23 protein-coding genes and 1 tRNA gene are annotated in these 26,405 nt (G+C 60.4%); 19 read left to right on the forward strand and 5 right to left on the reverse strand.

The window, feature by feature from the left end:
• Nucleotides 1-4: 4 nt before the first annotated feature.
• From VR71_RS21020 to VR71_RS21055, 8 genes are all read left to right on the forward strand, one after another.
• Complete coding sequence (locus VR71_RS21020) at nt 5-2,071, forward strand: TRAP transporter large permease subunit (protein WP_045686425.1); 2,067 nt, start codon at nt 5-7, stop codon at nt 2,069-2,071.
• A 26-nt stretch (nt 2,072-2,097) separates the two neighbouring features.
• Nucleotides 2,098-3,780 (forward strand): D-lactate dehydrogenase, encoded by a 1,683-nt coding sequence (gene dld / locus VR71_RS21025; protein ID WP_045686426.1) that lies wholly within the window; start codon nt 2,098-2,100, stop codon nt 3,778-3,780.
• A 113-nt stretch (nt 3,781-3,893) separates the two neighbouring features.
• A complete protein-coding gene (gene aceE, locus VR71_RS21030; protein WP_045686427.1) occupies nt 3,894-6,551 on the forward strand; it encodes a pyruvate dehydrogenase (acetyl-transferring), homodimeric type in 2,658 nt (885 codons plus the stop codon).
• Nucleotides 6,552-6,578: 27 nt separating this feature from the next.
• On the forward strand, nt 6,579-7,829 hold the full coding sequence (locus VR71_RS21035; RefSeq protein ID WP_045686428.1) for a 2-oxo acid dehydrogenase subunit E2: 1,251 nt from the start codon (nt 6,579-6,581) through the stop codon (nt 7,827-7,829).
• 14 nt (nt 7,830-7,843) lie between these two features.
• Nucleotides 7,844-9,580 carry a dihydrolipoyl dehydrogenase gene (gene lpdA, locus VR71_RS21040; protein ID WP_045686429.1) on the forward strand — a complete coding sequence of 579 codons (1,737 nt, stop codon included), beginning with the start codon at nt 7,844-7,846 and terminating at the stop codon, nt 9,578-9,580.
• Between the two features lie 59 nt (nt 9,581-9,639).
• Nucleotides 9,640-10,083, forward strand: a complete 444-nt coding sequence (locus VR71_RS21045) for a hypothetical protein (RefSeq protein WP_045686430.1) — start codon at nt 9,640-9,642, stop codon at nt 10,081-10,083.
• A gap of 72 nt (nt 10,084-10,155) precedes the next feature.
• Nucleotides 10,156-11,730: a Re/Si-specific NAD(P)(+) transhydrogenase subunit alpha gene (locus tag VR71_RS21050; RefSeq protein WP_045686431.1), complete on the forward strand. Its 1,575-nt coding sequence runs from the start codon at nt 10,156-10,158 to the stop codon at nt 11,728-11,730.
• 13 nt (nt 11,731-11,743) lie between these two features.
• A complete protein-coding gene (locus tag VR71_RS21055; RefSeq protein ID WP_045686432.1) occupies nt 11,744-13,177 on the forward strand; it encodes an NAD(P)(+) transhydrogenase (Re/Si-specific) subunit beta in 1,434 nt (477 codons plus the stop codon).
• Between the two features lie 91 nt (nt 13,178-13,268).
• Here the strand turns inward: VR71_RS21055 and VR71_RS21060 are convergent, their stop codons facing one another.
• On the reverse strand, nt 13,269-14,219 hold the full coding sequence (locus VR71_RS21060; protein WP_045682081.1) for a DMT family transporter: 951 nt from the start codon (nt 14,217-14,219) through the stop codon (nt 13,269-13,271).
• Between the two features lie 292 nt (nt 14,220-14,511).
• Here VR71_RS21060 and VR71_RS21065 point away from each other — a divergent pair, with 292 nt between their 5' ends.
• The gene (locus VR71_RS21065) at nt 14,512-15,792 is read left to right on the forward strand and encodes a DUF3422 family protein (RefSeq protein WP_009815594.1); all 1,281 of its coding nucleotides are present in this window, start codon (nt 14,512-14,514) and stop codon (nt 15,790-15,792) included.
• A gap of 6 nt (nt 15,793-15,798) precedes the next feature.
• Here VR71_RS21065 and glyA read toward each other — a convergent pair whose 3' ends face one another.
• Nucleotides 15,799-17,115, reverse strand: coding sequence for an aminotransferase class I/II-fold pyridoxal phosphate-dependent enzyme (glyA, locus tag VR71_RS21070; protein ID WP_045682189.1), 1,317 nt, complete (start codon nt 17,113-17,115; stop codon nt 15,799-15,801).
• Between the two features lie 101 nt (nt 17,116-17,216).
• On the opposite strand from glyA, the gene VR71_RS21075 reads away from it, so the two are divergent.
• The 6 genes from VR71_RS21075 to VR71_RS21100 all read left to right on the forward strand — a co-directional run bounded on the left by VR71_RS21075 (nt 17,217) and on the right by VR71_RS21100 (nt 21,635).
• Nucleotides 17,217-18,107, forward strand: a complete 891-nt coding sequence (locus VR71_RS21075) for a LysR family transcriptional regulator (protein ID WP_045682079.1) — start codon at nt 17,217-17,219, stop codon at nt 18,105-18,107.
• Nucleotides 18,108-18,175: 68 nt separating this feature from the next.
• Complete coding sequence (gene ribB, locus VR71_RS21080) at nt 18,176-19,327, forward strand: 3,4-dihydroxy-2-butanone-4-phosphate synthase (RefSeq protein ID WP_045682077.1); 1,152 nt, start codon at nt 18,176-18,178, stop codon at nt 19,325-19,327.
• Between the two features lie 4 nt (nt 19,328-19,331).
• Complete coding sequence (locus tag VR71_RS21085; RefSeq protein ID WP_045682075.1) at nt 19,332-19,877, forward strand: 6,7-dimethyl-8-ribityllumazine synthase; 546 nt, start codon at nt 19,332-19,334, stop codon at nt 19,875-19,877.
• Nucleotides 19,874-20,356 carry a transcription antitermination factor NusB gene (nusB, locus tag VR71_RS21090; RefSeq protein ID WP_009815589.1) on the forward strand — a complete coding sequence of 161 codons (483 nt, stop codon included), beginning with the start codon at nt 19,874-19,876 and terminating at the stop codon, nt 20,354-20,356. The genes VR71_RS21085 and nusB overlap by 4 nt, the downstream gene beginning before the upstream one ends.
• A 145-nt stretch (nt 20,357-20,501) precedes the next feature.
• The gene (locus VR71_RS21095) at nt 20,502-20,837 is read left to right on the forward strand and encodes a hypothetical protein (protein ID WP_009815588.1); all 336 of its coding nucleotides are present in this window, start codon (nt 20,502-20,504) and stop codon (nt 20,835-20,837) included.
• Nucleotides 20,838-21,191: 354 nt separating this feature from the next.
• The gene (locus VR71_RS21100; protein ID WP_009815587.1) at nt 21,192-21,635 is read left to right on the forward strand and encodes an MmcB family DNA repair protein; all 444 of its coding nucleotides are present in this window, start codon (nt 21,192-21,194) and stop codon (nt 21,633-21,635) included.
• Here VR71_RS21100 and VR71_RS21105 read toward each other — a convergent pair whose 3' ends face one another.
• A complete protein-coding gene (locus VR71_RS21105) occupies nt 21,636-21,818 on the reverse strand; it encodes a DUF6324 family protein (protein WP_009815586.1) in 183 nt (60 codons plus the stop codon).
• 78 nt (nt 21,819-21,896) lie between these two features.
• Here VR71_RS21105 and VR71_RS21110 point away from each other — a divergent pair, with 78 nt between their 5' ends.
• Nucleotides 21,897-22,382, forward strand: a complete 486-nt coding sequence (locus VR71_RS21110) for a GNAT family N-acetyltransferase (protein ID WP_045682071.1) — start codon at nt 21,897-21,899, stop codon at nt 22,380-22,382.
• Between the two features lie 41 nt (nt 22,383-22,423).
• Nucleotides 22,424-22,500 (forward strand) — tRNA-His (locus VR71_RS21115).
• A 265-nt stretch (nt 22,501-22,765) separates the two neighbouring features.
• Here the strand turns inward: VR71_RS21115 and VR71_RS21120 are convergent.
• Complete coding sequence (locus tag VR71_RS21120; protein ID WP_045682069.1) at nt 22,766-23,851, reverse strand: PLP-dependent cysteine synthase family protein; 1,086 nt, start codon at nt 23,849-23,851, stop codon at nt 22,766-22,768.
• 368 nt (nt 23,852-24,219) lie between these two features.
• Here VR71_RS21120 and VR71_RS21125 point away from each other — a divergent pair, with 368 nt between their 5' ends.
• The gene (locus VR71_RS21125) at nt 24,220-24,834 is read left to right on the forward strand and encodes a hypothetical protein (RefSeq protein ID WP_296429957.1); all 615 of its coding nucleotides are present in this window, start codon (nt 24,220-24,222) and stop codon (nt 24,832-24,834) included.
• A gap of 92 nt (nt 24,835-24,926) precedes the next feature.
• Here the strand turns inward: VR71_RS21125 and VR71_RS21130 are convergent, their stop codons facing one another.
• Complete coding sequence (locus tag VR71_RS21130) at nt 24,927-25,241, reverse strand: DUF6476 family protein (RefSeq protein ID WP_045682067.1); 315 nt, start codon at nt 25,239-25,241, stop codon at nt 24,927-24,929.
• Between VR71_RS21130 and VR71_RS21135 the strand changes: the two genes are divergently transcribed.
• On the forward strand, nt 25,240-26,268 hold the full coding sequence (locus VR71_RS21135; protein ID WP_009815580.1) for a pseudouridine synthase: 1,029 nt from the start codon (nt 25,240-25,242) through the stop codon (nt 26,266-26,268). The genes VR71_RS21130 and VR71_RS21135 overlap by 2 nt on opposite strands.
• Nucleotides 26,269-26,405 lie beyond the last annotated feature (137 nt).

Consider the following 26,405-nt stretch of genomic DNA (forward strand, 5'->3'; position numbering starts at 1 on the left):
GGCCATGGTCAACCAAAATTCACGGAACGACGATCCGATCCAAACCTACGAAGACATTCTGGAGCATCCCGAAACGGATACCCAGGCAGTGGCAGTCGGGCTGGACAAGACTGTCAAGCTTGTCGGTCACGTGGTGATGTGGGCCAACATTCTACTGATCACCGCGATTGTTGCACAGGTGCTGTTTCGCTATCTGGCCAATCAGAACTTTCCCAAACTTGACGAAATTCAGTGGCATTTCTACGGATTGGTCACGATGGTCGGTATCTCTTACGCGCTGGTCACCGACGGCCACGTGCGTGTCGACTTGCTGCACATGCAACTCAGCCGCCGTGCCCAAAGGGTTATCGAAGTCATTGGCATTCTGACCCTGCTCACGCCGTTCATCTATCTGATGATTGATCAGGGCTTTGATTATTTTTACGAAAGCCTGCGGGTCAACGAACGCTCCAGCAGCCCCACCGGTCTTCCGGCACGTTGGGCGCTCAAGGCGGTTATTCCGATGTCCTTTGTTCTTCTGGCGTTGGGTGCTCTGGCCCGTCTGATCCATGACGGACACGCGCTTTGGGCCAATTACGAACACGAGCGCGTTGGCAAGGGTTTGCGCCTGATTGTTCTGGCTTTGCTGGGCTTTGCGGTGGTTGCCACTGCTCTGACCTTTGTGGTTGAGGCCACCGAAGAAAAGCTTGTGATCGCGATGTTCATGACGTTTATCGCCCTGTTGTTCACCGGCTATCCGGTGGCCTGGATTCTGGCCGGGGTTGGCGTGGCCTTCTGTGGTCTGGCCTATCTGTTTGACAATGGGTCGATGAATTGGACCGGTCTCGACGAGACGCTGACAGGTCTGGATTACCTGACCTTGGGCGCAGTCGTGAACCGGGTCTATGCGACCATGTCCAACGCGGTTCTGGTCGCCTTGCCGATGTTCATCTTTATGGGTCTGATGCTGGACCAATCCGGTGTCGCTGAAAAGCTGATGACTGCGATGCAGCGTCTGTTTGGCAAGACCCGCGGTGGTCTGGCCATTACGGTAACCATGATCGGCATTATCCTTGCCGCTTCAACCGGCATCATCGGTGCCTCCGTTGTTCTGCTGGGTGTCCTGTCGCTGCCGTCCATGATGGAGCAAAAATATTCCCCCACATTGGCGTCTGGTGTTGTTGCCGCGTCCGGTACATTGGGCATCTTGATCCCGCCGTCGATCATGCTTGTGATCATGGCCGATCAGATGGCCTTGTCTGTCGGTGATCTGTTTATGGCGGCGGTCTTTCCCGGTGTGATCGTGGGTGCTCTGTACCTAGTCTACATCTTTATCATCGCGCTGATCAAACCTGATGTGGCCCCGGTGCCCGTAGGTGCCAAGACCCCTGACTGGGACGCTGTCAAAGCGGTGCTGATTGCGGTGATCCCGACACTGGGCCTGATCCTTGCTGTCCTCGGCTCCATCTTTGTCGGCCTTGCAACCCCCACCGAGGCCTCTGGCATCGGCGCATTGGGCGCGACGTTGCTGGCGCTGGGCTACCGCAGGTTGACGCTGAAGAAGTTGGTCAATGTGTTGGTGTCGACATTCAACACAACCGCTTACATTTTCGCGATCTTCCTTGGTGCCACGGTCTTTTCCTACGTGCTGCGCGAGCTTGGCGGAGATGAACTCATCGCGCACATGATTGACTCTACCGGCTTTGGACCGACGGGCACGATCGTCTTCATCCTGTTCGTTGTTTTCCTGCTGGGCTTTGTGCTCGATTGGATCGAAATCACCCTGATCGTGCTGCCGCTGATGCGCCCGATCGTGAATGGTCTGGGTATGGACATACCGGGCTTTGGGGTGATTGATGAACCTTCTCTGGTTTGGTTTGTGATCCTTGTTGCGGTGACCCTGCAGACCTCGTTCCTGACTCCGCCTGTTGGTTTCGCGCTGTTCTACCTCAAAGGCGTCGCACCCAAGGAAATCAGCCTGCTGCATATCTACCGCGGTGTGGTGCCCTTCGTGCTGCTCCAGCTGACCGGCCTGGCGCTTGTCTTCCTTTGGCCCGCCTTAGCTACGTGGTTGCCCTCTGTCGCTTACTGAACCCTGTCGCATAAAGGAGAATGAAAATGACCAATCATGATCTTCTCGCTCAACTGCGTGACATTGTCGGCGCGCGGCACCTGCTGAGCGGCGACAAGAAAACCGAACGGTTCCGCAAGGGGTTCCGGTCGGGGCAAGGGGATGCGCTTTGCGTGGTGCAACCGGGGACATTGGTGGAGCAATGGCGTGTTCTTCAGGCCTGCGTGGCGGCGGATAAGATCGTCATCATGCAGGCCGCCAACACCGGCCTGACAGAAGGCAGCACACCCAGTGGCAGGTATGATCGTGACGTTGTTCTGATCAATACGCGACGCATGGATGGGCTGCATCTCTTGAAGGGCGGCAAGCAAGTTCTGGCCCTGCCAGGCTCTACCTTGTTCGCATTGGAAAAGCTGTTGGCACCGTTGAACCGTCAGCCCCATTCAGTGATCGGCTCGTCTTGCATCGGTGCCTCGATCGTTGGCGGTGTTTGCAACAACTCAGGCGGTTCGCTGATCGAGCGGGGGCCATCCTATACCGAGCTGTCGCTCTTTGCGCAAATTGACGAGAACGGCGCGCTGAACCTGGTCAATCATCTGGGCCTGACACTGGGTGACGATCCCGAAGATATCCTGTGCCGCGTAGAGAACGGTGACATCGCCGATGCTGATTTTGAATCGACGAATAATCACGCCTCTGACACTGAATATGCACGCATTGTGCGTGAGATCGAGGCAGATACGCCTGCGCGGTTCAACGCCGACAAACGCTGCCTGCATGAAAGTGCGGGCTGTGCGGGAAAACTGGCCGTGTTTGCGGTGCGTCTGGATACCTTTCCCAAGAACGACCGCGAACAGGTGTTCTATGTCGGCACCAACGATCCCGCTGATCTGACTGAACTGCGTCGCCATATGTTGGCCAAGTTCGATACCTTGCCAGTCAGCGCGGAGTACATGCACCGCGAAGTATTCGACATCACGACCAAATACGGCAAAGACACAATGGTCATGATCGACAAACTTGGCACCGACAAACTGCCGATGTTTTTTGCCATGAAGGGTGCAGTGGACGCTCGGTTGAACAAGATCCCACTCCTGCGGGGGTTCACCGACAAGTTCATGCAGGGATTAAGCGCCGTCTGGCCAAATATCCTGCCCAAAAAGATGACGGAATTTCGTGACCGGTTCGAACATCACCTGATCATCAAGACCCGTGACGACGGGATCGCCGAAACCGAAGCCTATTTGAACGAGGCCTTTAGCGGAATCGAGGCAGATTTCTTTATCTGCACGCCCCGCGAAGGCAAGATTGCCGGGCTTCATCGCTTTGCCGCGGCCGGGGCCGCCATCCGTTATCAAAACGTGCATGCCTCAGAGGTCGAAGACATCCTTGCGTTGGATATCGCCCTCAAGCGTAACGAGCGCGCATGGCTCGAAGAGCTACCAGCAGACATCAGCGACCAATTGGTACACCGGCTCTACTACGGCCATTTCATGTGCCACGTCCTGCATCAGGATTACATCGTGCGCAAGGGCGTGGATGTGAAAGCGCTGAAGGCCAGGATGCTTGATTTGCTTTCCGCGCGCGGTGCCGAATACCCGGCCGAACACAATGTCGGACATCTCTACAAAGCCAAACCAGATCTGGCCGAATTCTACAAATCCGTCGACCCCACCAATTCCATGAACCCGGGCATCGGCAAGATGTCGAGAAAGAAGAACTACGCCTGACATCCGGGCGAGAAAGGTCAAGAGCATGACACATGTTGTAACCGCATCTGCCGCGCGGATGTCGCAGCACCGCAAACCGGACGGCGCATAATTTTTCGTTTGAGGACTGAACAATGACCCTAGACAACACCGATATCGACCCAGTCGAAAGCCAGGAGTGGCAGGAAGCCATTTCCGACGTCATTGAAAAGGATGGCGCCAACCGCGCGCATTACCTTTTGGACAAGGCTGTGCAACAGGCCCGCGCGGCGGGGGCGACCCTGCCGTTTTCGGCCACGACACCCTATCAAAATTCGATACCCGCCGATGATCAACTTCCGTTTCCCGGCGATCTCGAGATGGAGTGGCGGATCAGAACCATCAATCGCTGGAATGCCATGGCCACGGTCGTGCGGCGCAACAAGGTGAGCAGCGAGTACGGCGGCCATATCGCAAGTTTTGCCTCGTCGGCGGTGATGTATGACATCGGTCTAAATCACTTCTGGCGCAGCAAATCGGCGATCCACGGTGGTGATCTTGTGTTCTTTCAGGGTCACGTGATCCCCGGCATCTATGCGCGCTCCTTTATGGAGGGCCGGATCACCGAAGAGCAGCTTGAAAATTTCCGCTCCGAGGTCGATGGCGGCGGTCTTTCATCCTATCCACATCCCTGGCTGATGCCGGATTACTGGCAGTTTCCCACGGTTTCGATGGGTTTGGGGCCGCTGATGGCGATCTATCAGGCGCGGTTCATGAAATACATGCACAACCGGGGCCATATCGACATGGCCGACCGCAAGGTGTGGTGTTTCCTTGGCGATGGCGAGATGGACGAACCCGAAAGCCGGGGTGCGATTGACTTGGCGGCGCGTGAAGGCTTGGACAACCTGATTTTTGTGGTCAACTGTAACTTGCAGCGCCTTGACGGCCCGGTGCGCGGCAATTCCAAGATCGTACAGGAACTTGAGGGCGATTTTCGCGGTGCCGGCTGGAATGTGATCAAGCTTTTATGGGGCAAGGGCTGGGATGACCTGCTCGAGAATGACACCAGCGGGCGGTTGAAACAGCTGATGGATGAAACCATCGACGGCGACTATCAGACGTTCAAATCCAAGGACGGTGCCTATATTCGCGAACACTTCTTTGGCAAATACCCCGAAACGGCGGCCTTGGTCGAGGATTGGACCGATGCACAGATCTGGGCGCTGCGCCGGGGCGGGCATGATCCCGAAAAGGTCTATACCGCCTTCAAACATGCGGTCGATACCAAGGGCCAGCCCAGCTGTCTTTTGATCAAGACGGTCAAGGGCTATGGCATGGGCACAAGCGGCGAAGGCCAGAATACCTCGCACCAGCAAAAGAAGCTGGCCGAGGATCAGCTGCGCGCCTTCCGTGACCGGTTCAAGATTCCGGTCAGCGACGAAGACCTGCCAAAGGCGCCTTTCGTCAAGCTCAACAACCTGCAAAGCGCCTATCTGGCGGATCAGCGCAAGAAACTTGGTGGCGAATTCCCCAAGCGCGAATGGCGCAATACGCCAAGCCTTGAAATCCCGCCGCTGTCGACATTCGAGGGCCAACTCAAGGGCACGGGCGAGCGTGAGATCAGCACGACAATGGCGTTCGTGCGCATCCTGACCACGCTTTTGCGCGACAAGAAGATCGGCCAGCATGTGGTGCCGATCGTGCCGGATGAATCGCGCACCTTCGGGATGGAGGGGCTGTTTCGGTCGGTCGGTATTTATAACCCGATGGGCCAGAAATACACGCCGCAAGACGCCGATCAGATGTCCTATTACAAGGAAAGCACCAATGGTCAGGTGCTTCAGGAAGGCATCAACGAGGCTGGTGCCATGGCCGACTGGATCGCGGCGGCGACCGCCTATTCCAACCACGGCGTGCCGATGATCCCGTTCTTTATCTATTATTCCATGTTCGGCTTTCAGCGGATCGGCGATCTGGCCTGGGCGGCGGGCGATAGCCGGGCGCGGGGCTTCATGCTTGGCGGAACGGCCGGGCGCACCACCCTGAACGGCGAGGGTTTGCAGCACGAAGACGGCCACAGCCACATCCTTGCCAGCACGATCCCGAACTGCGTCACCTATGATCCGACCTTTAGCTATGAGGTGGCGGTTCTTGTGCATTACGGGATGCAGCGGATGTATGTCGATCAGGAAGACGTCTATTTCTATCTGACCCTGATGAACGAAAACTATAGCCACCCCGACATGCCGATGGGTGCCGAAGAGGGCATTATCAAGGGTCTCTACCGGCTTCAGGAGGTCAAGAATCCCGGCAAGAAGCATGTTAACCTCTTGGGGTCCGGCACCATCCTTGTGCAGGCGATAAAGGCCGCAGAGATGCTCAAGGCGGATTTTGGCGTCACCTCTGATATCTGGTCGGCCACAAGCCTGAACGAGCTGGCGCGCGATGGGCAGGATGCCTTGCGCCACAATCGTCTTAACCCCCTCGCGCCAGAGGTGGTGCCCTATGTGACCCAGCAATTGTCAAAGGCCAGCGGCCCGGTGATTGCGGCGACGGATTACATGAAGAACTATGCCGAACAGATCCGTGCCTTTGTGCCGGGCTCGTTCACGGTGCTGGGCACCGATGGGTTTGGCCGGTCTGACAGTCGCGTCAATCTGCGCCGGTTCTTTGAGGTCGATGCCAATCACATCGCCGCCGCCGCCATGACCGACCTCTACAAGGCCGGTGCGGTGACCAAGGCGGATCTGCAAAAAGCGCTCAAGACATATGAAATCGACAGCAACAAGCCGAACCCGCGGCTGGTTTAAGCCCCAGGGATTGAGGAGAATTACGACATGACTATCGAAGTGAAAGTTCCCGATATCGGTGATTTCAACGACGTGCCGGTGATCGGTATTCTGGTAAGCGTCGGGGATATGGTTGCCGCCGAAGATGCGCTTATCGAGTTGGAAAGCGACAAGGCCACGATGGAGGTTCCATCCCCCGCAGCGGGCAAAGTGCTTGAGATCAGGGTGCGTGAGGGCGACCGGGTCTCGCAAGGGTCTCTGGTTATGGTTCTTGAAGGCGAAGGTGCCGCTGCCGCCCCCACCGCTCCTGCGTCCGCCCCCGCGCCCTCGGCCCCCGTTGCCGCGCCTGCGCCTGCCGCTGCGCCAGCGACCGTGACCGATGCCGGGTTCGGCAAGGCGCATGCAAGCCCGTCGATCCGGGCCTTTGCCCGCCAGTTGGGCATCGACCTTACCAAGGTTAACGGCACCGGCCGCAAGGGCCGTATCCTGCGCGAGGATATCACTGCAACGTTCAAATCCACGGCCGCGCCCGCCGCTGCCGGTGGCGGCGCGCTGGGCGGCATGGGCATCCCGCCGATGCCGGTTGTGGATTTCTCAAAATTCGGCCCCATCGAAGATGTGGAAATGCCCCGCATCAAGAAGCTTTCGGGCCCTGCCCTGCACCGCGCATGGCTGAACATCCCGCATGTTACCGTCGACGAAGAAGCCGACATTACCGACCTCGACGCGTATCGCAAAGAGCTGGACACAGCGGCCAAAGATCAAGGCTACCGCGTCACGCTTCTGAGCTTCATGATCAAGGCTTGCGTCTCGGCGCTGAAGGATCATTGGGAAGTCAATTCTTCGATCCATCCTGATGGCGACAAGCTGATCAAGAAGAATTTCTACAACATCGGGTTTGCCGCCGACACGCCGCAGGGTCTGATGGTGCCGGTCATCAAGGACGCTGATCGCAAAGGCATTGTCGAGATTTCCAAGGAACTTGGCACGCTGTCGCTGGCGGCACGCGAAGGCAAGTTGAAGGGTCCCGACATGCAGGGCGCCACCTTTACCATCTCGTCGTTGGGCGGGATTGGCGGCACTGGGTTCACACCGATCGTCAATGCACCCGAAGTGGCAATCCTTGGCCTGACACGCGCGAAAATGCAGCCCGTCTGGAACGGCGAGGCGTTCATACCACGGCTGATGCAGCCGCTCAGCCTGTCGTTTGACCACCGCGCCATCGACGGCGCGTTGGGGGCACGGTTCAACGCAACACTGGCACACCTGCTCGGCGACGTGCGCCGGCTGATGTTGTAAGGAGGGCTGATCCCATGGAAGTCAAAGTTCCCGATATTGGTGATTTCGACCAAGTCCCCGTGATTGCAATCCTCGTCAGCGTTGGTGACATCATCGCGCAAGAAGACCCGCTGGTTGAACTGGAAAGCGACAAGGCCACGATGGAAGTGCCATCACCGGCTGCCGGTGTGGTGAAAGAGATAAAAGTGACTCTAGGCGACAAGGTTTCGGAAGGATCTGTGATCCTGGTGCTCGAAGCGGCAGGGGTCGCCGGGGTATCTGCCGCGGAACCGGCACCTGCCGCCGCCCTTGCGCCCACCGCCGTCGCGGCCAGCGGTACGGCAACTGGCCCCGGCGACATCCACGCAGACGTGGTTGTTCTGGGCTCTGGTCCAGGTGGTTACACAGCTGCGTTCCGCGCCGCTGATCTTGGCAAGAAGACCGTGCTGATCGAGAAATATCCAACGCTGGGCGGTGTCTGCCTCAATGTTGGCTGTATCCCGTCCAAGGCGCTGTTGCATGTCGCCAAGGTGATCACCGAGGCCGAAGAGATGGGCGCGCACGGCGTCAGCTTTTCCAAGCCGAAGATCGATCTTGACGAGTTGCGTCGCTTTAAAGAAAGCGTGGTCAATCAGTTGACTGGCGGTCTTAGAGGTCTGTCCAAAGGGCGCAAAGTCGAGGTGGTCCAAGGCTACGGTAAATTCACCGGACCCAACATGATCGAAGTTCAGGGCGACGACGGCGTGAAAACCGTTTCATTTGATCAATGTATCATTGCGGCTGGCTCTGAACCGGTAAAACTGCCGTTCATTCCTCATGACGACGAGCGGATCATCGATTCAACCGGCGCGCTGGAATTGGCGGATGTGCCAAAACGGATGCTGGTTCTGGGTGGTGGTATCATTGGTCTTGAGATGGCCTGTGTTTACGACGCTTTGGGATCAAGGATCACCGTGGTCGAGGTCATGGATCAGATCATCCCCGGGGCCGACAAAGACATCGTCAAGCCGCTGATGAACCGCATCAAGGGTCGTTATGAGAATATCCTTCTCAAGACCAGGGTGACCGCCGTCGAGGCCCAGAAGAAGGGTCTCAAGGTGACGTTCGAGGATGACAAAGGCGAGGTCACAACCGACACGTTCGACAAGATCCTTGTTGCTGTGGGGCGCAAACCCAATGGCAAGATGATCGACGCGGACAAGGCGGGTGTTGCCGTGGATGAACGCGGCTTTGTCGCCGTCGACAGCCAGCAGAAAACCGGCGTGCCGCATATCTTCGCCATTGGCGACGTTGTTGGCCAACCGATGCTGGCGCACAAGGCCGTGCACGAAGGCAAGGTGGCTGCCGAGGTCTGCGCGGGTCACAACCGCCACTTCGACGCGCGTCTGATCCCATCGGTTGCTTATACCGACCCCGAGGTTGCTTGGGCGGGCGTCACCGAGACCGAAGCCAAAGCCAAAGGCATCAGGTTCGAAAAGGGCGTGTTCCCTTGGGCTGCGTCGGGCAAGGCGTTGTCGAATGGCCGTTCCGAGGGCATGACCAAGCTGTTGTTTGATCCCGAAGATGACCGGATCATCGGTGGTTTGATTGTTGGCACCAACGCCGGCGATCTGATTGCCGAAGTGGCGCTGGCGATTGAAATGGGTGCCGACGCCGTCGACCTTGGCCACACCATCCACCCGCACCCGACATTGTCCGAAACAGTCAATTTTGCCGCCGAGATGTTTGAGGGCACAATCACCGATCTGATGCCACCCAAGAAACGAAAATGATGTGTGGCTTCGGGGCCGTTGTGCCCCGGAGCCGGTATCCACTCAAAGGAGACTTCCAAATGACTTCCCCCAAAACCCCCGGTGACTTTTCCGCCGTGATGAAACGGTTTGATCCAGAGAATGTTGCAAAGATGTTTGATCCCAAGACCATCATGGAGAGCTTTGGCGTCAAACCAGGCGATCTGGATCCCAAGGAGGCCATCGACAAGGCCAAGGTTCAGTTCGATGCCATGGTAAAATCCAACGAGGCCGCAGCAGCGTCCTACAGAGACTTGATGGAGAAACAGGCACAGATCTTTCGCGAGGTGACGGGTGAGGCTGCTCAATCGCTCCACTCAGGCTCAATTGAAAATGCGCCTGAGGTGTATCAGGCGGCTGTAAGACGTGCCTTTGAGATTATGGCTGAACTATCAGATGCTGTTCAGACAGCGAATGTGCAAGCCTATGACACCGTGAAAGGTCAGGTTGAACAAGCAATCAAGGACCTGAAGCCAAAGGGCTGAGGCAGGCGTCGCCAAAATTTTTGGCGGCTGCAAAAAGCGCTTTAGGTGTCGAACGGATAGTGGAGAAAGATCATGAAAATCGGAGCACCTAAAGAGGTTTTTGAGGGCGAGAACCGGGTTGCCATGACGCCCGACTCGGCGCTGCAATTGCAAAAGTTGGGCTATGACTGCGCGATTGAGAGCGGCGCAGGCGCTGCGGCCGGGTTCTCGGACGCCGCCTATAAGGAGGCTGGCGTCGAGGTGCTCAAGACCGCCGCGGCGCTTTACAAGGCCGCCGATGTGGTGGCCAAGGTCCGCCCCCCCAATGAGACAGAGGCCAAGCGCCTGACCGAAGGCCAGCTTCTGATTTCCTTCTTCTGGCCGGCGCAGAATGAGGCGCAGATGAAGCAGCTCGCCGAAAAAGGCGCTTCGGTCATCGCGATGGATATGGTGCCGCGCATCAGCCGGGCGCAGAAGATGGACGCGCTCTCAAGCATGGCCAATATCGCCGGCTACCGCGCGGTGATCGAGGCGGGCAATAACTTTGGCCGCTTCTTTACCGGCCAGATCACGGCGGCGGGCAAGGTGCCCCCGGCCAAGGTTCTGATCGTCGGGGCCGGGGTTGCTGGCCTCGCGGCGATTGGCACCTCGACCAGCCTCGGGGCCATCACCTACGCGTTCGACGTGCGCCCCGAAGTGGCCGAGCAGGTCGAATCGATGGGCGCGCAATTCGTCTATCTCGATTTCAAGGAAGAGCAGCAGGACGGGGCCGCCTCTGGCGGCTATGCCTCTGTCTCCAGCCCCGAGTTCCGGGAGGCGCAATTGGCCAAGTTCCGCGAACTGGCCCCCGAGATGGATATCGTCATCACCACGGCGCTGATCCCCAACCGCGAAGCCCCCGAGCTCTGGACCGAGGATATGGTCAAGGCGATGAAGCCCGGCTCGGTCATCGTCGACCTTGCCGCGGAAAAGGGCGGCAATTGCAAAATGACGGTGATGGACGACAAGATCGTCACCGACAACGGCGTGACGATCATCGGCTATACCGATTTCCCCAGCCGGATGGCGGCGCAATCCTCGACGCTCTATGCCACCAACATCCGCCACATGATGACCGACCTCACGCCCGACAAGGACGGCAAGGTCAATCACAACATGGAGGATGACGTGATCCGGGGCGCGACCGTGGCCCATGCCGGTGCGGTCACCTTCCCGCCACCGCCGCCCAAGGTTGCGGCGATTGCGGCGGCCAAGCCCAAGGAAAAAGTCAAGGAACTGACTTCTGAGCAGAAGCGCGCGGCAGAACTGGCGGCGTTCAAGGCGCAGACCAAGAACCAGGTCACGCTGCTTGTGGTCGGTGCGGCCCTGCTTCTCGCCGTGGGTCTGGTGGCCCCGGCCAGCTTTATGCAGCATTTCATCGTCTTCGTGCTGGCCGTTTTCGTGGGCTTTCAGGTGATCTGGAACGTGTCGCATTCGCTGCACACGCCGCTGATGGCGATCACCAACGCGATCTCGTCGATCATCATTCTGGGCGCGCTCATGCAGATCGGATCGGGGTCTTTCCTCGTGATCGTGCTGGCGGCGCTGTCGGTGTTCATGGCCGGGATCAATATTTTCGGTGGCTTCCTCGTCACCCGGCGCATGCTCGCCATGTTCCAGAAGTCATAAGGAGTAGAGGATCATGGATTACGGTTTCACGACGGCCGCCTATGTGGTGGCGGCCATCCTCTTCATCCTCTCTCTGGGTGGGCTCTCGGGGCAGGAAAGCGCCAAGCGCGCGGTGTGGTATGGCATGGCAGGCATGGCGCTGGCGGTTGTCGCCACGCTGATCGGCCCCGGTGCCGGGCTCTGGCTCTTGTCGCTGGTGCTGATCGCCGCCGGGGGCGGGATCGGCTATGTCGTCGCCACGCGGGTGCAGATGACCGAAATGCCGCAGCTTGTGGCGGCGATGCACAGTCTTGTGGGTCTGGCGGCGGTGTTTGTCGGCTTTAATGCCGATCTCGAACTGGGCCGCGTGCTGGCGATAGACGAGACCGCGCGCAAGGGGCTTGAGGGCTTTGCCGCCGTGCTGGCCAAGAAAACCAGTGTCGAGGTGGCAATCCTGCGGGTCGAGGTGTTCCTCGGCGTCTTCATCGGGGCCGTGACCTTTACCGGCTCGATCATCGCCTTTGGCAAGCTGGCGGGCAAGGTCGATACCGCCGCCAAAAAGCTGCCGGGTGGGCATATGCTCAATGCCGGGGCGGCGTTCTTGTCGGTGGTTCTGGGGGTGATGTATTTCAACGACGCAGGCCTCTGGACGCTGGTGGTGATGACGCTTCTGGCGTTTTTCATCGGCTATCACCTGATCATGGGCATTGGCGGCGCGGATATGCCCGTGGTGGTCTCGATGCTCAACAGCTACTCGGGCTGGGCGGCGGCGGCGATCGGCTTCAGCCTTGGCAACGACCTCTTGATCGTGGTCGGTGCCTTGGTCGGCTCAAGCGGTGCGATCCTGAGCTACATCATGTGCAAGGCGATGAACCGCTCGTTCATCTCGGTCATTCTGGGCGGCTTCGGCGGCCCGGCGGGCGAACAGATGGCCGTTGAGGGCGAGCAAATCGCGATTGACGTCGATGGCGTCGCCGCAGCCCTGAACGAGGCCGACAGCATCATCATCATCCCGGGCTACGGCATGGCGGTGGCGCAGGCGCAGGGGGCGGTCAGTGAACTGACCTCGAAGCTGCGGGCCAGGGGCAAGACCGTGCGCTTTGCCATCCACCCGGTCGCAGGCCGTCTGCCGGGGCATATGAACGTGCTCCTGGCCGAGGCCAAGGTGCCCTACGATATCGTGCTGGAAATGGACGAGATCAACGAGGATTTCCCCGGCACCGATGTGGCGATCGTGATTGGCTCCAACGACATCGTCAACCCGGCGGCGCAGGACGATCCCAACTCGCCCATCGCCGGCATGCCGGTGCTGGAATGCTGGAAGGCCAAGCAGGTGTTTGTCTCCAAACGCGGCCAGGGCACCGGCTATTCGGGGATCGAGAACCCGCTCTTCTACAAGGACAACACCCGCATGTTCTACGGCGACGCCAAGGCGAGCCTGTCGAGCCTCTTGCCCAAGATCGACTGATCCTTGGAGGTGTGATTTGCGGAGGGCGCGGCCGAAAGGCTGCGCCCTTTGGCTTTGCTGCGCCCTTTGGTTTTGCTGCGCCAGCGTATCGTCAGACAGATCGCCTGCGGCGCGTGACGACCGTTCGCAGGTGTTTCACCGGACGACCGTCGACCGCGCAGAGACCTGCGCCGATCAACGCCATACCCCAGATATGCCGCGCGAGCAGCGCCTCGCCCAGAAACAGTGTCCCCAACAGAATCGCGCTGATCGGCACAAGAAGCGTCACCAGCAAGAGATTGGTCGCGCCCGCCGTCGACAGGATGCGGAAATAGAGCGTATACGCGAAAGCCGTCGATATGGCGGCGACGCCGATCACCGCGCCGATGCTCCGCCATCCGGGGACGGGCAGGGTCCAGGGCTGATCCACGACCATCACCAATGGCAAAAGGATCAGGCTGGACGCGATGACCTGACCGGTCGCGGTGCTCATCGGGCTAACGCCCAAGGTGCGAAACCTGCGCCCGAAGATGCCCGCGACAGCATAGGAAACCGCAGCGAGAAGGCATAGGATCTGGGCTGCGACGTGAACGCCAAGATCGCGCAGGGCCCCAGTGCCGATCATCACCGCGACCCCGGCAAAGCCGATCAGTACACCCGAGAGCTTGCCGCGACTCATCTGCTCGTCCTGCGTCAACAGATGCGCAAGCAAGACTCCAAAGAACGGGGTCGAGGCGTTCAGGATCGACGCCGCACCCGAGGTGATATGCTGCTGCCCCCAGACGATCAGGGTGAAGGGAATGGCATTGTTCAAAAGACCCATGCCAAGAAAGGCCGCCCAGACCCGCCGGTCCTGCGGCATCCGTTCGCCGCGCAGCCGCAGAAGCGCAAGCAGAAGGATCGCGGCAAGGGCCACCCGTGCCAGAACCACGGTCAAGACCGGCAATTCCCGCAGCGCGACGCTGTTGAAGAAGAAAGACCCGCCCCAGACGGTTGCAAGGGCCAAAAGCATGACCCATTCCCGTCCCGTCATGGGGCGGTTTGCAGGGGTGAGGAGTGGCATGTCCTGTCCTTTCACTTGGCGCTCCGGCAGAGCGGGTTGACACCACCTTGTCATCGACACGCGCGCCGGACGACCCGTTTCCTGCGCTAAAGAGGTTTTAGACGCGCGCGTGTCATCCTCTGGCGCTTTCGTCTTTGGCTGTCGTTGAAAATTGAGTATTTAGACCAAGAAAAAGCCCAAAGGTCAGGCTGTATACACTTGTGTTCCGCTAAATCATTGGGTTTGAACGAAAAACCTCTTTTTCGCGGGCGCGGCACGCGCTAAGGAGCGGTCAGGATCAGGAGAACGGCGCATGCCCCCCATTCAGGACCACCCGCTGCGCTATGATCTGGCCAATGAGCTGCATGCGCGGCCGTTTCCGTCACTTGAGGCGCCCTGTACGGCGGTGTTTCTGGCCGTCAAGCAACCGCATGACGCGGCCAAGCGCGACCGCGCGGCGGATCTGGCGCATCTGACGGCGCTTCTGGATCGCTACGGGGCCAAGCATCCGCAGCCGGGGGCCACGCATTATTCCGGTCAGATCGGGCGGCACAGCCTGAAATGGGAAAGCCATACCGAGATGGTGACCTATACCGTCTTTACCGACGGGGTCAGCGCGCGCCCCTTTGATCCGGCAGATTTCGAGGTCTTTCCCGTCGATTGGCTGTCCGATGCGCCGGGGCTGCGCGTCACCTCTGCGATGATCCGGGTGATCCCGTGGAAAAGCCGCGAGGCGACGCGCGACGAGATTGATCAGTGGTTCGTGTCCGAGAGCGTGGCTGTGGCGCGGGTGCTGGATGATGCGGCCGTGATGGCGGGCGATTTCCGGATTGATCCGGCGGGGCATCTGCGGTTCTCGCTACATGTCGCCCCCTCAACCGGCGCGCGCCGGATTGGCCGTGTGGTGCAGCGCCTCTGCGAGATCGAGACCTACAAGGCGATGTCGATGCTGGGCTTTGCCCGCGTTCGCGAAATGGGCCGCCAGATGGGCGACACCGACAGCCAGTTGAGCCGCCTCATCAATGACATGACCGGCGGCAGCCAGCCGGCGGAGGAAACGCTGCAAAGCCTGTTGCGGGTTTCGGCGGAACTGGAGGCGCTGGTGGCGCAATCCTCGTTCCGCTTTGGCGCCACGGCAGCCTATGAGCAGATCGTGCATCAGCGGATCGTCGTTTTGCGCGAGGAGCGCTTTGAGGGCCGTCAGACATTCGCGGAATTCATGATGCGCCGCTATGATCCGGCGATGCGCACGGTGCGCGCCACCAAGGACCGGCTGGCCGCGATGGCAGACCGGGCGATGCGGGCGGGCGAATTGCTGCGCACCCGCGTCGATGTCGAACGCAGCGCGCAGAATCAGGCGCTGTTGGAGAGCATGGACAAACGCGCCGATCTGCAATTGCGCCTGCAAAAGACCGTTGAAGGCCTGTCAGTGGTGGCGATCAGCTATTACGCCGTCTCGCTCGCGGGCTATCTGCTCTATCCGTTGGCGGAGGCGCTGGAGGTCAGTAAAGGCATGGTCACAGCCATTGCGACCCTGCCGGTGATCGTGCTCGTGTGGTGGATGGTTCAGCGCATCCGCAAGAAACTGCATTGACGCCGCTCAGGTGATGTAATGCAGCCGGTCAAAGCTCTGTCGCCAGTCCGACACCTCGGGGCGCAGCGCGTCCGGGTCATTGCCGCGCAGCGCCCGCGCGATCACGGCGGCCATGCGCGGAGCATGGTCTGGCGTGACCCCCCAGCGGACCAGTTCCGGCGTGCCGATGCGCAGCCCGTTCATGTCGCCCGCCACGGCGGGTAGGGGCAGGCCGATGCCACAGGCGAGAAAGCCTGCGCGGCGCAGTGTTTTGGATGCCGCCTGACCGCCGCCAAATCCGGCTGCCGCGATGGCGAATTGATGCGAGGCCGTGGCGATACCCCCGGCCTTGAAGACCGGCAGACCTTCTGCCTCGAGCGCCGCTGCCAGCGCCTGCGCCAGTGCGATCATCTGCGCGGCATAGGCGCGCCCATGCATCCGCCAATCCAAGAGCGTTACTGCCAGAGCCGCCGATTTCGCCGCGTCGAAATTCGCGGTAAGCCCCGGAAAGGCGATGGCATCCAGCCGCTCGGCCAGAGCGGTGTCATTGCTGACGATGAGCCCACCGGCAGGCCCGCCAAGGCTCTTGTAGGTGCTCATCGTCATCAGATGCGCGCCCTCATGGAGGGGGTTCTTCCATGCGCCACCCGCAATGATCCCACATTGATGCGCCGCGTCAAAGAGCAGATGCGCGCCCACGTCATCGGCAATCGCGCGCACCTCGCGCACCGGATGTTCCTGCAGATTGAGGCTCGCGCCCAGCGTGATCAGCCGGGGGTGTTCAGCCTCAGCCAGCGCGCGCAGCCTCTCGACATCCACCGTATACCCATCGGCATGGACCGGCGCCTCAAGGATGCGCAGCCCGTAGAGCCCGGCACAGCCCGGCGCGTGATGGGTCACATGCCCGCCGATGCTGGCAGGCGGCGCAATGATCGTGTCGCCGGGTTTGCAGGTGGCCATAAAGGCGTAGAGGTTGGCAATCGCGCCGGAGGGGACGCGAATCTCGGCATAGCGGGCGTCAAACACCTCGGCGGCGAGTTCGGCCGCGATGACCTCGATTTCCTCGATCGCCTCAAGCCCCATTTCGTATTTGTCGCCCGGATAGCCCAACGACGGGCGCGACCCGATGCCAGAGGCGAGAAGAGCCTCGGCGCGCGGGTTCATCACATTGGTGGCGGGGTTGAGGTTGAAACACTCGGCCTCATGGATGCGGCGGTTGTCCTCGGCCAGCGCCTCGATGCGCGCGGCGATTGTGTCTGCGTCTTGGGTGGCGGTGCGGGTGGCAAGCGTCTGGATCAGGTCTTCGCATAGGCTGGGCACCCAGGGGCGGCGGGCAAGTGTCATGGCGGTCTCCTCAGGATCGGTTTCCAGCAAAATGCTTTGACGGGCTGGACGGCGCAAACGAGATTATATAAAATTCAGCGTAGAAAAACTAAGGCTAGAAAATGTCTGTATCGCCTCCGCGTCCCAAGGGTCCGCCGCTCAATGCGTTGCGTGCGTTTGAGGCCGCCGCTCGTCTGGGTGGTTTTGCCAATGCCGCCGAAGAGCTCTGCGTCACCCCCGGTGCGATCTCGCAGCATATCCGCGCGCTGGAGGCGTGGATCGGCGCGGACCTCTTTGAGCGCCGCTCGCAGGGGGTGCGGCTGACCGCGCTGGGGGCCGAGGCGCTGCCGGGGTTTGCCACGGCTTTTGATGCGATGGGGGCGGCTGTGCATGCCATGCGGAGCGCCGCGCGGCATGGCACGCTGCATATCGCGGCGCTGCCATCGGTGGCGCAACTCTGGCTCTCGCCGCGCCTGCCGGCGGTGCGCGCGGCGCTGCCGGACCTGCGCATTTCCGTCTCGGCCATCGAGAGCCCGCCCAATCTGGCGCGCGATCTCTTTGACCTCAGCCTCTTTATCCGCCCGCCGACCGGGGCCCGGGGCGAGCGGGTGCTGGCGCGGGATATGATCCTGCCGGTCTGTGCGCCCGAGATTGCCGCAGGTTTGCGCAGCTCTGACGATCTTGTCGGGGAAACCCTGTTGCACGATGCGCTCTGGCCCGAGGATTGGGCGCAATGGGCACGGGCGAGGCTGCCGGGTATCAGCCTTCCCACCAACGGGCCGCGCTATTCACTCTATGCCATCGCGTTGGAGGAGGCGCGACATGGGGCGGGGGTATTGATGGGGCATCAGAGCCTTGTGCAGAGCGCGTTAGACGATGGCACCCTTGTCGCGCCCTTTGATCTGGCTGTGCCGACGGGCAAGGCGCTGGTGCTGGAGCATCCGGCCTTTGATCCGCCCCGCGCCGATCTGGCGCGGGTGTTGGCACTGCTCGGCGGACAGGTCACGGGCTGATCCCCTCTGGCCATTGCCGCGCGGCTGCGGTATCCGGGCCGGGTTGCAACACCCCGGAGGGCGCGCTCATGTCCGACACCGTTCCATTCGAGAAACCCGGCCCCGTCGAGGCCGATCTGCGTCACGCCATCGCGCCGACCGAAGAGATCATCGCCGAGGCGCGCAAGGGCCGGATGTTCATCCTCGTGGACCATGAGGACCGCGAGAACGAGGGTGATCTGGTGATCGCCGCCGAATTCGCCACGCCCGAGGCGGTGAATTTCATGGCGACCCACGGGCGTGGCCTGATTTGTCTGCCGATGACAGCCGAGCGGATCGACCGGCTGGGCCTGCCGATGATGGCGGTCAACAATTCCTCGCGGCATGAAACCGCCTTTACCGTCTCGATCGAGGCGCGCGAAGGGGTGAGCACCGGGATTTCCGCCCATGATCGCGCCCTGACCATTGCCACGGCGATCAACGAGCAAAATACCATGGCGGCGATTGCCACGCCGGGGCATGTGTTTCCGCTGCGCGCGCGGCGCGGCGGCGTGCTGGTGCGCGCCGGTCATACCGAGGCGGCGGTTGATATCGCGCGCCTTGCCGGGCTGAACCCCTCGGGCGTGATCTGTGAGATCATGAAGGAAGACGGCGGGATGGCGCGGCTGCCCGACCTCATCGAATTTGCGGCCAAGCATGACCTGAAAATCGGCACGATTTCAGACCTCATTGCCTACCGGCACAAGCACGATAACCTGATCACCGAAATCCGGCGCGAAACCGTGACATCGAGTCACGGTGGCGCCTGGGACATGCGGATTTTCGCCGACCAGATCACGCAGACCGAACATGTCGTGCTGAGCAAGGGGGACATCACCGATGGACGCCCCGTGCTGGCGCGCACCCATGCGCTCAATGCGCTGGAGGATGTGCTGGGCATAGGCCTGAGCAAACGCGCCGAAGGCCCCACCGGCAAGCTGCCGCGTGCGATGGAAATCATTGCCCGCGAGGGACGCGGTGCCGTGTTCCTGTTCCGCCAACCCCGGCCCAAGCTGGCGGGCGAGATGGAGGATGAGGATGCGCCGCGCACCATCAAGCACACCGGGCTTGGGGCGCAGATCATGTCGACCATGGGCATTCACGAGTTGATTCTGCTGACGGACAGCCCGAAAACCCGCTATCTGGGTCTGGATGCCTATGGCATTTCGATTATAGGCACCCAGCCACTGACCGAGGAGTGAGAGCATGGCCGAGCATGAATACACCCTGCCGCGTGCCGAGTTTGACAAGCCAGTGAAGCTCTTGATCGTCGTGGCGCCGTTTTACCGCGACATCGCCGACAATCTGATCGCTGGGGCCACCGCCGAGATCGAGGCCACGGGCGGCACCTATGAGATTGCCGAAGTGCCCGGCGCGCTGGAAATCCCCACTGCTATCGGCATCGCGGAACGCATGTCCAACTTTGACGGCTATGTCGGGCTGGGCTGTGTGATCCGGGGCGAGACCACGCATTACGAGACCGTCTGCAATGACAGCTCGCGTGGGATTGCGCTCTTGGGCTTGCAGGGGCTGTGCATCGGCAATGGCATTCTCACCGTCGAGAACCGCCCGCAAGCCGAGGTGCGCGCCGATCCCAAAGCCATGAACAAAGGCGCAGGGGCTGCGGCAGCGGCCTTGCATCTGGTGGCCTTGGCCCGTAAATGGGGCGGCCCGCGCAAAGGCGTCGGCTTTAAACCTGCGACCGAAGAGATCCAGATCGCGGGTCAGACAAAAGGCACGCCCACCGCATGACCACCGATCCCGCCCTCTCTGGCAACCGCAAACGCCAGATGAAATCCGCAGCCCGCCTCTACGCGGTGCAGGCTCTGTTTCAGATGGAACATTCCGGCCAGACCTCTGACGTGGTGCGCGAGGAGTTTCTGGATTTCCGGTTCGGGGCCGAAGTGGACGAGGGCGTCGACATGGCCGAGGGCGATGTCGATCTGTTTCGCAAACTGCTCGACGATGCGGTGAACTGGCAGGCCAAGATTGACCAGATGACTGACCGCGCCTTGGTGGCGAAATGGCCGATTGCGCGGATTGATCCGACCCTCCGGGCGCTCTTTCGCGCAGCGGGGGCCGAACTGGTCGAGTCCGACACGCCGCCCAAGGTGGTGATCATGGAATATGTCGATGTTGCCAAGGCCTTTTACCCGGCGGGCAAGGAATCGAAATTCGTCAATGCCGTGCTCGATCACATGGCGCGCGAGGCGCGACCCGAGGCGTTCTGAACGAGGCCCCGCCAGCGTGAGGGCCAGCCCCAAACCCCGAGGTATTTGCGGCCAGATGAAAGCGACAGGTAAAAGGGTCGCGGGGCGCCGACTTGTAATTCTGTGTCAAAAGCGTAAACTTGAGCCAAAGCAAAGGAGTCGTTTCATGCCCAAGCTTATACGCCTCTACATCACGCAGGTTGCCATCGGCTTTGGCATCGCGGGGGTCTTTGTCGCCCTGCTGCTGTGGTTCAATGTCGCAAATCTCTGGCATCTGGTCAGCCATTCCGACAAGGGGCTGCTGGCCGTTGTGATCCTGTGGTTTGCGAACGGCATCGTGTTCGCAGGCGTGCAATTCGCCATTGCCGTGATGCGGATGAAAGATGACGATGACGACGAGCCGCGCGGTGGGCACCGTCAGCATATGATGCAGCGCGACTATATGGCTATCCCGGTCCGGGTCGACGATGGCCGCGCCCGTGAGGCATGGCGCAAGCGCTAGGACCGTTCACCGCGTTCGAACTGAGGTCTGAAGCGCCCCCTTGCGGGGCGTTTTCAGTGCGTACAGACTGCATGTCCACACAGGACACGGTGTCCGCAGGTGAAAGGTTGGATCTGGGTGTGACGGGCCCGTAGCAACCGTTCGGTGGTATGATTCCCGAGGACCTGTATGTACAGGTGGGCATCGGATAACTGGACCAGGGCCCAGACAGAGCCAATTCCCTCGGATTTGCTTAAGGCCACTGGAATGCAACCGTTATCGAGAAGAACAGAACCCGCCACGCCTCACAGTTAAGCCTTTGCTCGGGCCACGACAAGGGGTTGCGCGCGTTCGTGGTTTGTTCATAATCGCCGCATGGAATGGACCGCCGATCAAATCCTGCAACCGGGACAACTTCTGGCACGCGGAGTGTGTCGCCATCTACGCGGCTATGATTTTGATTCTATTGTAGAGTTTGTGCCGGAGCGGGGGCGGCGCGTGGATGTCATGGCGATTGGTCCCAAGGGTGAAATTTGGGTGATCGAGTGCAAATCAAGCCGCGCCGATTTCATGGGGGACGCCAAATGGCAAGGATATCTGCAATGGTGTGACCGCTATTTCTGGGCCGTAGACGCGGAGTTTCCCATCGACCTGCTGCCAGATGGCACCGGGCTGATTCTCGCCGATGCCTATAATGCAGAGATCATTCGCATGGCGCCGGAAACCCGGCTTGCCGGGGCGCGCCGTGCCGCGCTCACCCGTAAATTCGCCCGTCATGCGGCGCGGCGTCTGCAATCGGTGCTGGACCCGCGCCTGTGATCACTTGGCCCGCGCAGCCGTGGCCGAAGCGATGAGCTCTTGAGCGATTTCCTCGGCCTCATCTGGGGTGAAGTCCATAGGAATTTCAAGGCCTTGCGCCTCAATGTAGAGGCGCACCATGCCCTGATCGGTGGGCCCGATTTGCAGGTTGGCTTCGACGTCGCTCTCTGAATTGATACCCATTGCGCTCTCCTTGAAAGAGCCGGTTTGCTACTCTTTTCCCACTTGCTTGACAAGCGCCTTGGCGCTTTGGTGAGGGGTATGGACGAAATCACTCTGCGCCTCTTTCATCCGGACGATGCCCCTTGGCTCATCGAGCGTCACGGGACCCTTTATGCTCAGGAGGCGGGGTTCGATGCTACGTTCGCCCCGCTCGTGGCCGAAATCGTCAATGACTTCATAGCGATGCATGATCCAGAGCGCGAAGCGGGCTGGGTCGCGGAGGCAGGCGGGCAGCCGCTTGGGTCAATCTTTTGCGTCGCGTTGAGCGAGGATATCGCCAAATTGCGGCTCTTTCTGCTCGACCCCGGCGCGCGGGGCAGGGGCCTTGGCCAGCGGATGTTGAGTCATTGCATGGCCTTTGCCCGAAAGGCGGGCTACCGGGGCATGCAGCTTGCGACCCATGAAAGCCACCGCGCCGCTTGCGCGCTTTATGCGCGCAACGGCTGGCGGATCGCCACTTCGCACCCGGTGCGGTCGTATGGCTGTGATCTTGTGGAACAAACCTGGGAAATCCGCTTTCATTAGGCTTGCATTCGGAGAACGGTAAAGTTACATCGCCCTCCAGTGCCGCCTTAGCTCAGTTGGTTAGAGCGCTGGATTGTGGATCCAGAGGTCCCCTGTTCAAGCCAGGGAGGCGGTACCATCAAAACCCGATAGAACATGCCAAGCGGGTCTGACTGAGTTCAGAGATCCGCGTGATTTCTGCATGCTTCGCAAACCTCTCGACATGCGACCGCAACGCACTGGCGTTGCCCCTCCGGTTCGGACGGGTTTACGGTGGTCTGAAGTGTACCCGGTTTAGGTCTTACACTGCGTGTTTTTGCTCCAAGCCCGACCAATATGCATGGTTGGGCCTCTGCGGATCATGTCAGGGCGTGTGCCCGTCACCACCTTGGGTCAGTGACGGGTTATTCGGCTGCCATTCGGTATCCCGGCGTCGAGTTTGACATGGCCAGTTCCTCGTCATCCATGAACTCGACAATGTCTTCGAACAGCGGCGTGGACAGGTAACGCTCTCCTGTGTCGGGCAACATGGCGAGGATCACCGATCCTTTGGGCGCCCGTTCGGCAATCTGCATGGCGACAGCAAAGCTCGCGCCGCCCGAGACACCGGTCAGGATTCCCTCGCGTGCGGCGAGTTTCTTGGCCCAAGCGATGCCGTCTGCACCAGTGACCGGGATCAAGTCGTCATAGCCGCCCGTGTCCAAGGCTTCTTGGAGCACCAGCGGAATGAAATCCGGCGTCCAACCTTGGATGGGATGTGGCTCAAAGGCGGGATGACTGCCCGCGGGGGCACCGTTGCTGCTACGCTCCTGAGCGATCCCACTTGCGATCAGCGCGGCATTCGCGGGTTCGCTGAGAATGATCTTTGTCTCCGGACACTCCTTGCGCAGAACCCGCGCGAGTCCCGTGACCGTGCCGCCGGTTCCGTATCCTGTGACGAGATAATCCAGCCTGTCACCGGAAAAATCATTGATGATCTCGCGCGCGGTTGTTGATTCGTGGATATCCGCATTTGCCGATGTCTCAAATTGATGCGCGAGGAACCAGCCGTTCTTTTCGGCCAATTCCACGGCTTTCATATACATTCCCGTGCCCTTTTCCGCGCGCGGCGTCAGCACGACCTTGGCACCCAGCATCCGCATCATCCGCCGACGTTCGACCGAAAAGCTGTCGGCCATGGTGACAACCAGCGGATAGCCTTTCTGCGCACAGACCATCGCGAGCCCGATGCCGGTATTCCCGCTGGTGGCCTCGACCACGGTCTGACCCGGCTTCAGAGTACCTGCGCGTTCCGCAGCCTCTATGATGTTGAGGGCAAGCCGGTCCTTGACCGATGCTGCCGGATTGAAAAACTCGGCCTTGACGTAAACGCGCACATCCGGCGGCGCGATATTGTTGATACGAACGACCGGTGTGTCGCCAACGGTATCAAGGATCGAGTCGTAGAGGCGTCCTCGTCCATTTGTGGTTCGGAGTGTTCCAGTTGTCATTCGTGTTCTCCCTTAGTCTGTCCGGTCGTGCGGTGGTGGGCCCGTCTTCGCCTGAGACCTGAACGGATACGCCGCAGCAAGACGTCTTGCACGACACGCAAAGGACAACGAAGATGGTGAAGGATACCATCGGCGCGGACATCTCGAAAGACCATCTCGACGCGCGCCGCCTGATTGACGTCGAGCCCAAGGGCAGGGGTCATGATCGCTGACAGACGGTCCGACATCTGGAATGAACAGGCAAAGCAGAGCGGAACAGGCGCATTGCCTTGCCTTTGCTGGCGTATGGCACCCCTGGCTCGCGTGTGGCTGAGGTCAGGCGAGTAGAGTTTTCGGGGCTCCACTCAAATCTCGGAAACTCTGGAGTCGTGAAAGTCGTCAGCATCAGGCATAATGCGCGAACGACGCCCCGTTCGGCGGTGCGGGACTGGGGTGCGGGACTGGGGCGCGGGACGGGCCACGAGCAACCATCGCATCTGCCTTTTCCGTTTACCCGGTGGCCCGACCGGGTATTACTTTCAGTGACGCGCCATGCTGGCGCCGCCTCTGCCGCGCGACATCCGGAGATCAACGCTTTGACCAGAGTTTCAAGAATCTTTGCAGCCCTTGTGCTGGCATCATTTGCCGCTGGCTGCAGCACGCCGCGCGAAAGCTGCATCGCCTCTGTGACGCGTGACTACAGGGCACTTGAAAGTCTGATGGTCGAAACGCAGCAAAATATCATTCGGGGCTACGCGGTCCATTCGCAAAGCGTGCCCTATACCGTCCAAGGCATCTGCCACTGGAGCGATCCCTATACATACCGAACGTTGCCCTATCCCTGCCCGTCAACCCAATACCGGACCCAGACAACGCCGGTGGCGATTGATGTCAGCCATGAGAAGGAAAAACTTGCGCAATACAAACGTTTGTTGCCCGATTACGCCGCCAGGGCCGCAAATGGTGTAAAGCAGTGCAACGCGCAGTTTCCGGAAAATTCATAGGCCCTGACCCCGCGCGACCCCGTTCGATGGGTGATCCGCCACTCGGGCCCGAGTGGCTGCGCGATGTGGTCCGATGTCCCCGTTTTTCGGGGTCACTCTTGCCGCTCAACGGTCACGGTTTGCCGCAGGGTTCCGCTCTGGCGGTCATAAATCAAGATGCGGTTGTCGTCGGTCACGATCGCATACCAGTCGCGGCCTTGGGTAAAGGCTGTGGCGTTGGTGCCATCTGGCAGGGCGATGCTGTCAGGCACAACAGGCCGCGCCACGGTGTCATACCCCCAGAAGCGGGTGACAAGCAGCCCCACGATCACTAGAAGGCCCACAATCATGGTCGCGGTCAGGACAGTGACCAGCCGCGCCAGAAATTTCAGTGTCGCCGGACTGATCGGCGCGGAGTTGTCATCCATGGGGCTAGAACCACTTGTCTTTCGGATCGGGGATGATCCGCCTCAACGCCTTGATAAGGCGCTTTCGCGCGATGTGCCAGAGGAGGCGACCCTGTCGCGCACCCGTCTGGCGCGGCTGCTCGAAGAGGGGGCTGTGCAGGTCAATGGCGCGGTGATGCGCGACGCCAAGGCGCGGGTGACTGCGGGCGACCTGATAGAAATCCTCGTGCCAGAGGCGCGCGAGAGCCATATCAGCGCCGAGGCGATAGCGCTGACCGTCGTCTATGAGGATGACGATCTGATCGTCATAAACAAACCGGCCGGCATGGTTGTGCATCCGGCACCAGGCAGTCCGGAGGGGACGCTGGTCAATGCGCTGTTGCATCATTGCGGCGACAGCCTGTCAGGGGTGGGCGGGTCCAAACGACCCGGCATCGTCCACCGCATCGACAAGGACACCAGCGGTCTCTTGGTGGTTGCCAAATCGGATGCCGCGCATCAGGGGTTGGCCGCGCAATTCGAGGCGCATAGCGTCGAGCGCTCATACCGCGCCGTGGTCAATGGTGTGCCCGATGCTGGCGACCCGCGTCTGCGGGGCCTGCCCGGCATCAGTTTCGAGGCCGGCAATATCCTGCGCATCGCCACCCGTCTGGCCCGACACAAGACCGACCGTCAAAAACAGGCCGTGTTGTTTGAGGGCGGGCGGCATGCGGTGACGCGGGCACGCGTGATCGAGTCCTTTGGGACGCCCGGCGTTGTTTCGCTCATGGAGTGCTGGCTGGAGACCGGGCGCACCCACCAGATTCGGGTGCATATGGCGCATGCCGGGCACGGGCTGATTGGTGATCCGGTCTATGGCGGACGTCGAAAACTCTCGGAGAAGGCACTTTCAGCCACGGCCGTCGCGGCCGCGCGCGACTTTCCCCGGCAGGCGCTGCATGCGGCTGTGCTGGGGTTTGTGCATCCGGTGAGCGGCATGGCCCTGCGGTTCGAGGCGGCGCTGCCCGAGGACATGACAACCCTGATCGCTGCGCTGCGTGGATCGTGACAGAGGCGCAAGATCGCGTGACTTTTTGTCATAATGCGGGCGTAGCGACGGAACTATCCTAGATCAGCGTTAGTTGATCTAGAGTACGACAGCACCTTGAAAGGGTGTCAGCCTGTACCTAGTTCAATGTTAACGAT

This window comes from Roseovarius sp. BRH_c41 (genome assembly GCF_000961715.1).
Taxonomy (GTDB): Bacteria; Pseudomonadota; Alphaproteobacteria; order Rhodobacterales; family Rhodobacteraceae; genus Roseovarius.

Excerpts from the sequence above, each read along its gene's own strand:
- VR71_RS21020 (WP_045686425.1), top strand. The coding sequence starts at position 5 with ATGGTCAACCAAAATTCACGGAACGACGATCCGATCCAAACCTACGAA.
- dld (WP_045686426.1), top strand. The coding sequence starts at position 2,098 with ATGACCAATCATGATCTTCTCGCTCAACTGCGTGACATTGTCGGCGCG.
- aceE (WP_045686427.1), top strand. The coding sequence starts at position 3,894 with ATGACCCTAGACAACACCGATATCGACCCAGTCGAAAGCCAGGAGTGG.
- VR71_RS21035 (WP_045686428.1), top strand. The coding sequence starts at position 6,579 with ATGACTATCGAAGTGAAAGTTCCCGATATCGGTGATTTCAACGACGTG.
- lpdA (WP_045686429.1), top strand. The coding sequence starts at position 7,844 with ATGGAAGTCAAAGTTCCCGATATTGGTGATTTCGACCAAGTCCCCGTG.
- VR71_RS21045 (WP_045686430.1), top strand. The coding sequence starts at position 9,640 with ATGACTTCCCCCAAAACCCCCGGTGACTTTTCCGCCGTGATGAAACGG.
- VR71_RS21050 (WP_045686431.1), top strand. The coding sequence starts at position 10,156 with ATGAAAATCGGAGCACCTAAAGAGGTTTTTGAGGGCGAGAACCGGGTT.
- VR71_RS21055 (WP_045686432.1), top strand. The coding sequence starts at position 11,744 with ATGGATTACGGTTTCACGACGGCCGCCTATGTGGTGGCGGCCATCCTC.
- VR71_RS21060 (WP_045682081.1), bottom strand. The coding sequence starts at position 14,219 with ATGCCACTCCTCACCCCTGCAAACCGCCCCATGACGGGACGGGAATGG.
- VR71_RS21065 (WP_009815594.1), top strand. The coding sequence starts at position 14,512 with ATGCCCCCCATTCAGGACCACCCGCTGCGCTATGATCTGGCCAATGAG.
- glyA (WP_045682189.1), bottom strand. The coding sequence starts at position 17,115 with ATGACACTTGCCCGCCGCCCCTGGGTGCCCAGCCTATGCGAAGACCTG.
- VR71_RS21075 (WP_045682079.1), top strand. The coding sequence starts at position 17,217 with ATGTCTGTATCGCCTCCGCGTCCCAAGGGTCCGCCGCTCAATGCGTTG.
- ribB (WP_045682077.1), top strand. The coding sequence starts at position 18,176 with ATGTCCGACACCGTTCCATTCGAGAAACCCGGCCCCGTCGAGGCCGAT.
- VR71_RS21085 (WP_045682075.1), top strand. The coding sequence starts at position 19,332 with ATGGCCGAGCATGAATACACCCTGCCGCGTGCCGAGTTTGACAAGCCA.
- nusB (WP_009815589.1), top strand. The coding sequence starts at position 19,874 with ATGACCACCGATCCCGCCCTCTCTGGCAACCGCAAACGCCAGATGAAA.
- VR71_RS21095 (WP_009815588.1), top strand. The coding sequence starts at position 20,502 with ATGCCCAAGCTTATACGCCTCTACATCACGCAGGTTGCCATCGGCTTT.
- VR71_RS21100 (WP_009815587.1), top strand. The coding sequence starts at position 21,192 with ATGGAATGGACCGCCGATCAAATCCTGCAACCGGGACAACTTCTGGCA.
- VR71_RS21105 (WP_009815586.1), bottom strand. The coding sequence starts at position 21,818 with ATGGGTATCAATTCAGAGAGCGACGTCGAAGCCAACCTGCAAATCGGG.
- VR71_RS21110 (WP_045682071.1), top strand. The coding sequence starts at position 21,897 with ATGGACGAAATCACTCTGCGCCTCTTTCATCCGGACGATGCCCCTTGG.
- VR71_RS21120 (WP_045682069.1), bottom strand. The coding sequence starts at position 23,851 with ATGACAACTGGAACACTCCGAACCACAAATGGACGAGGACGCCTCTAC.
- VR71_RS21135 (WP_009815580.1), top strand. The coding sequence starts at position 25,240 with ATGGGGCTAGAACCACTTGTCTTTCGGATCGGGGATGATCCGCCTCAA.
- VR71_RS21130 (WP_045682067.1), bottom strand. The coding sequence starts at position 25,241 with ATGGATGACAACTCCGCGCCGATCAGTCCGGCGACACTGAAATTTCTG.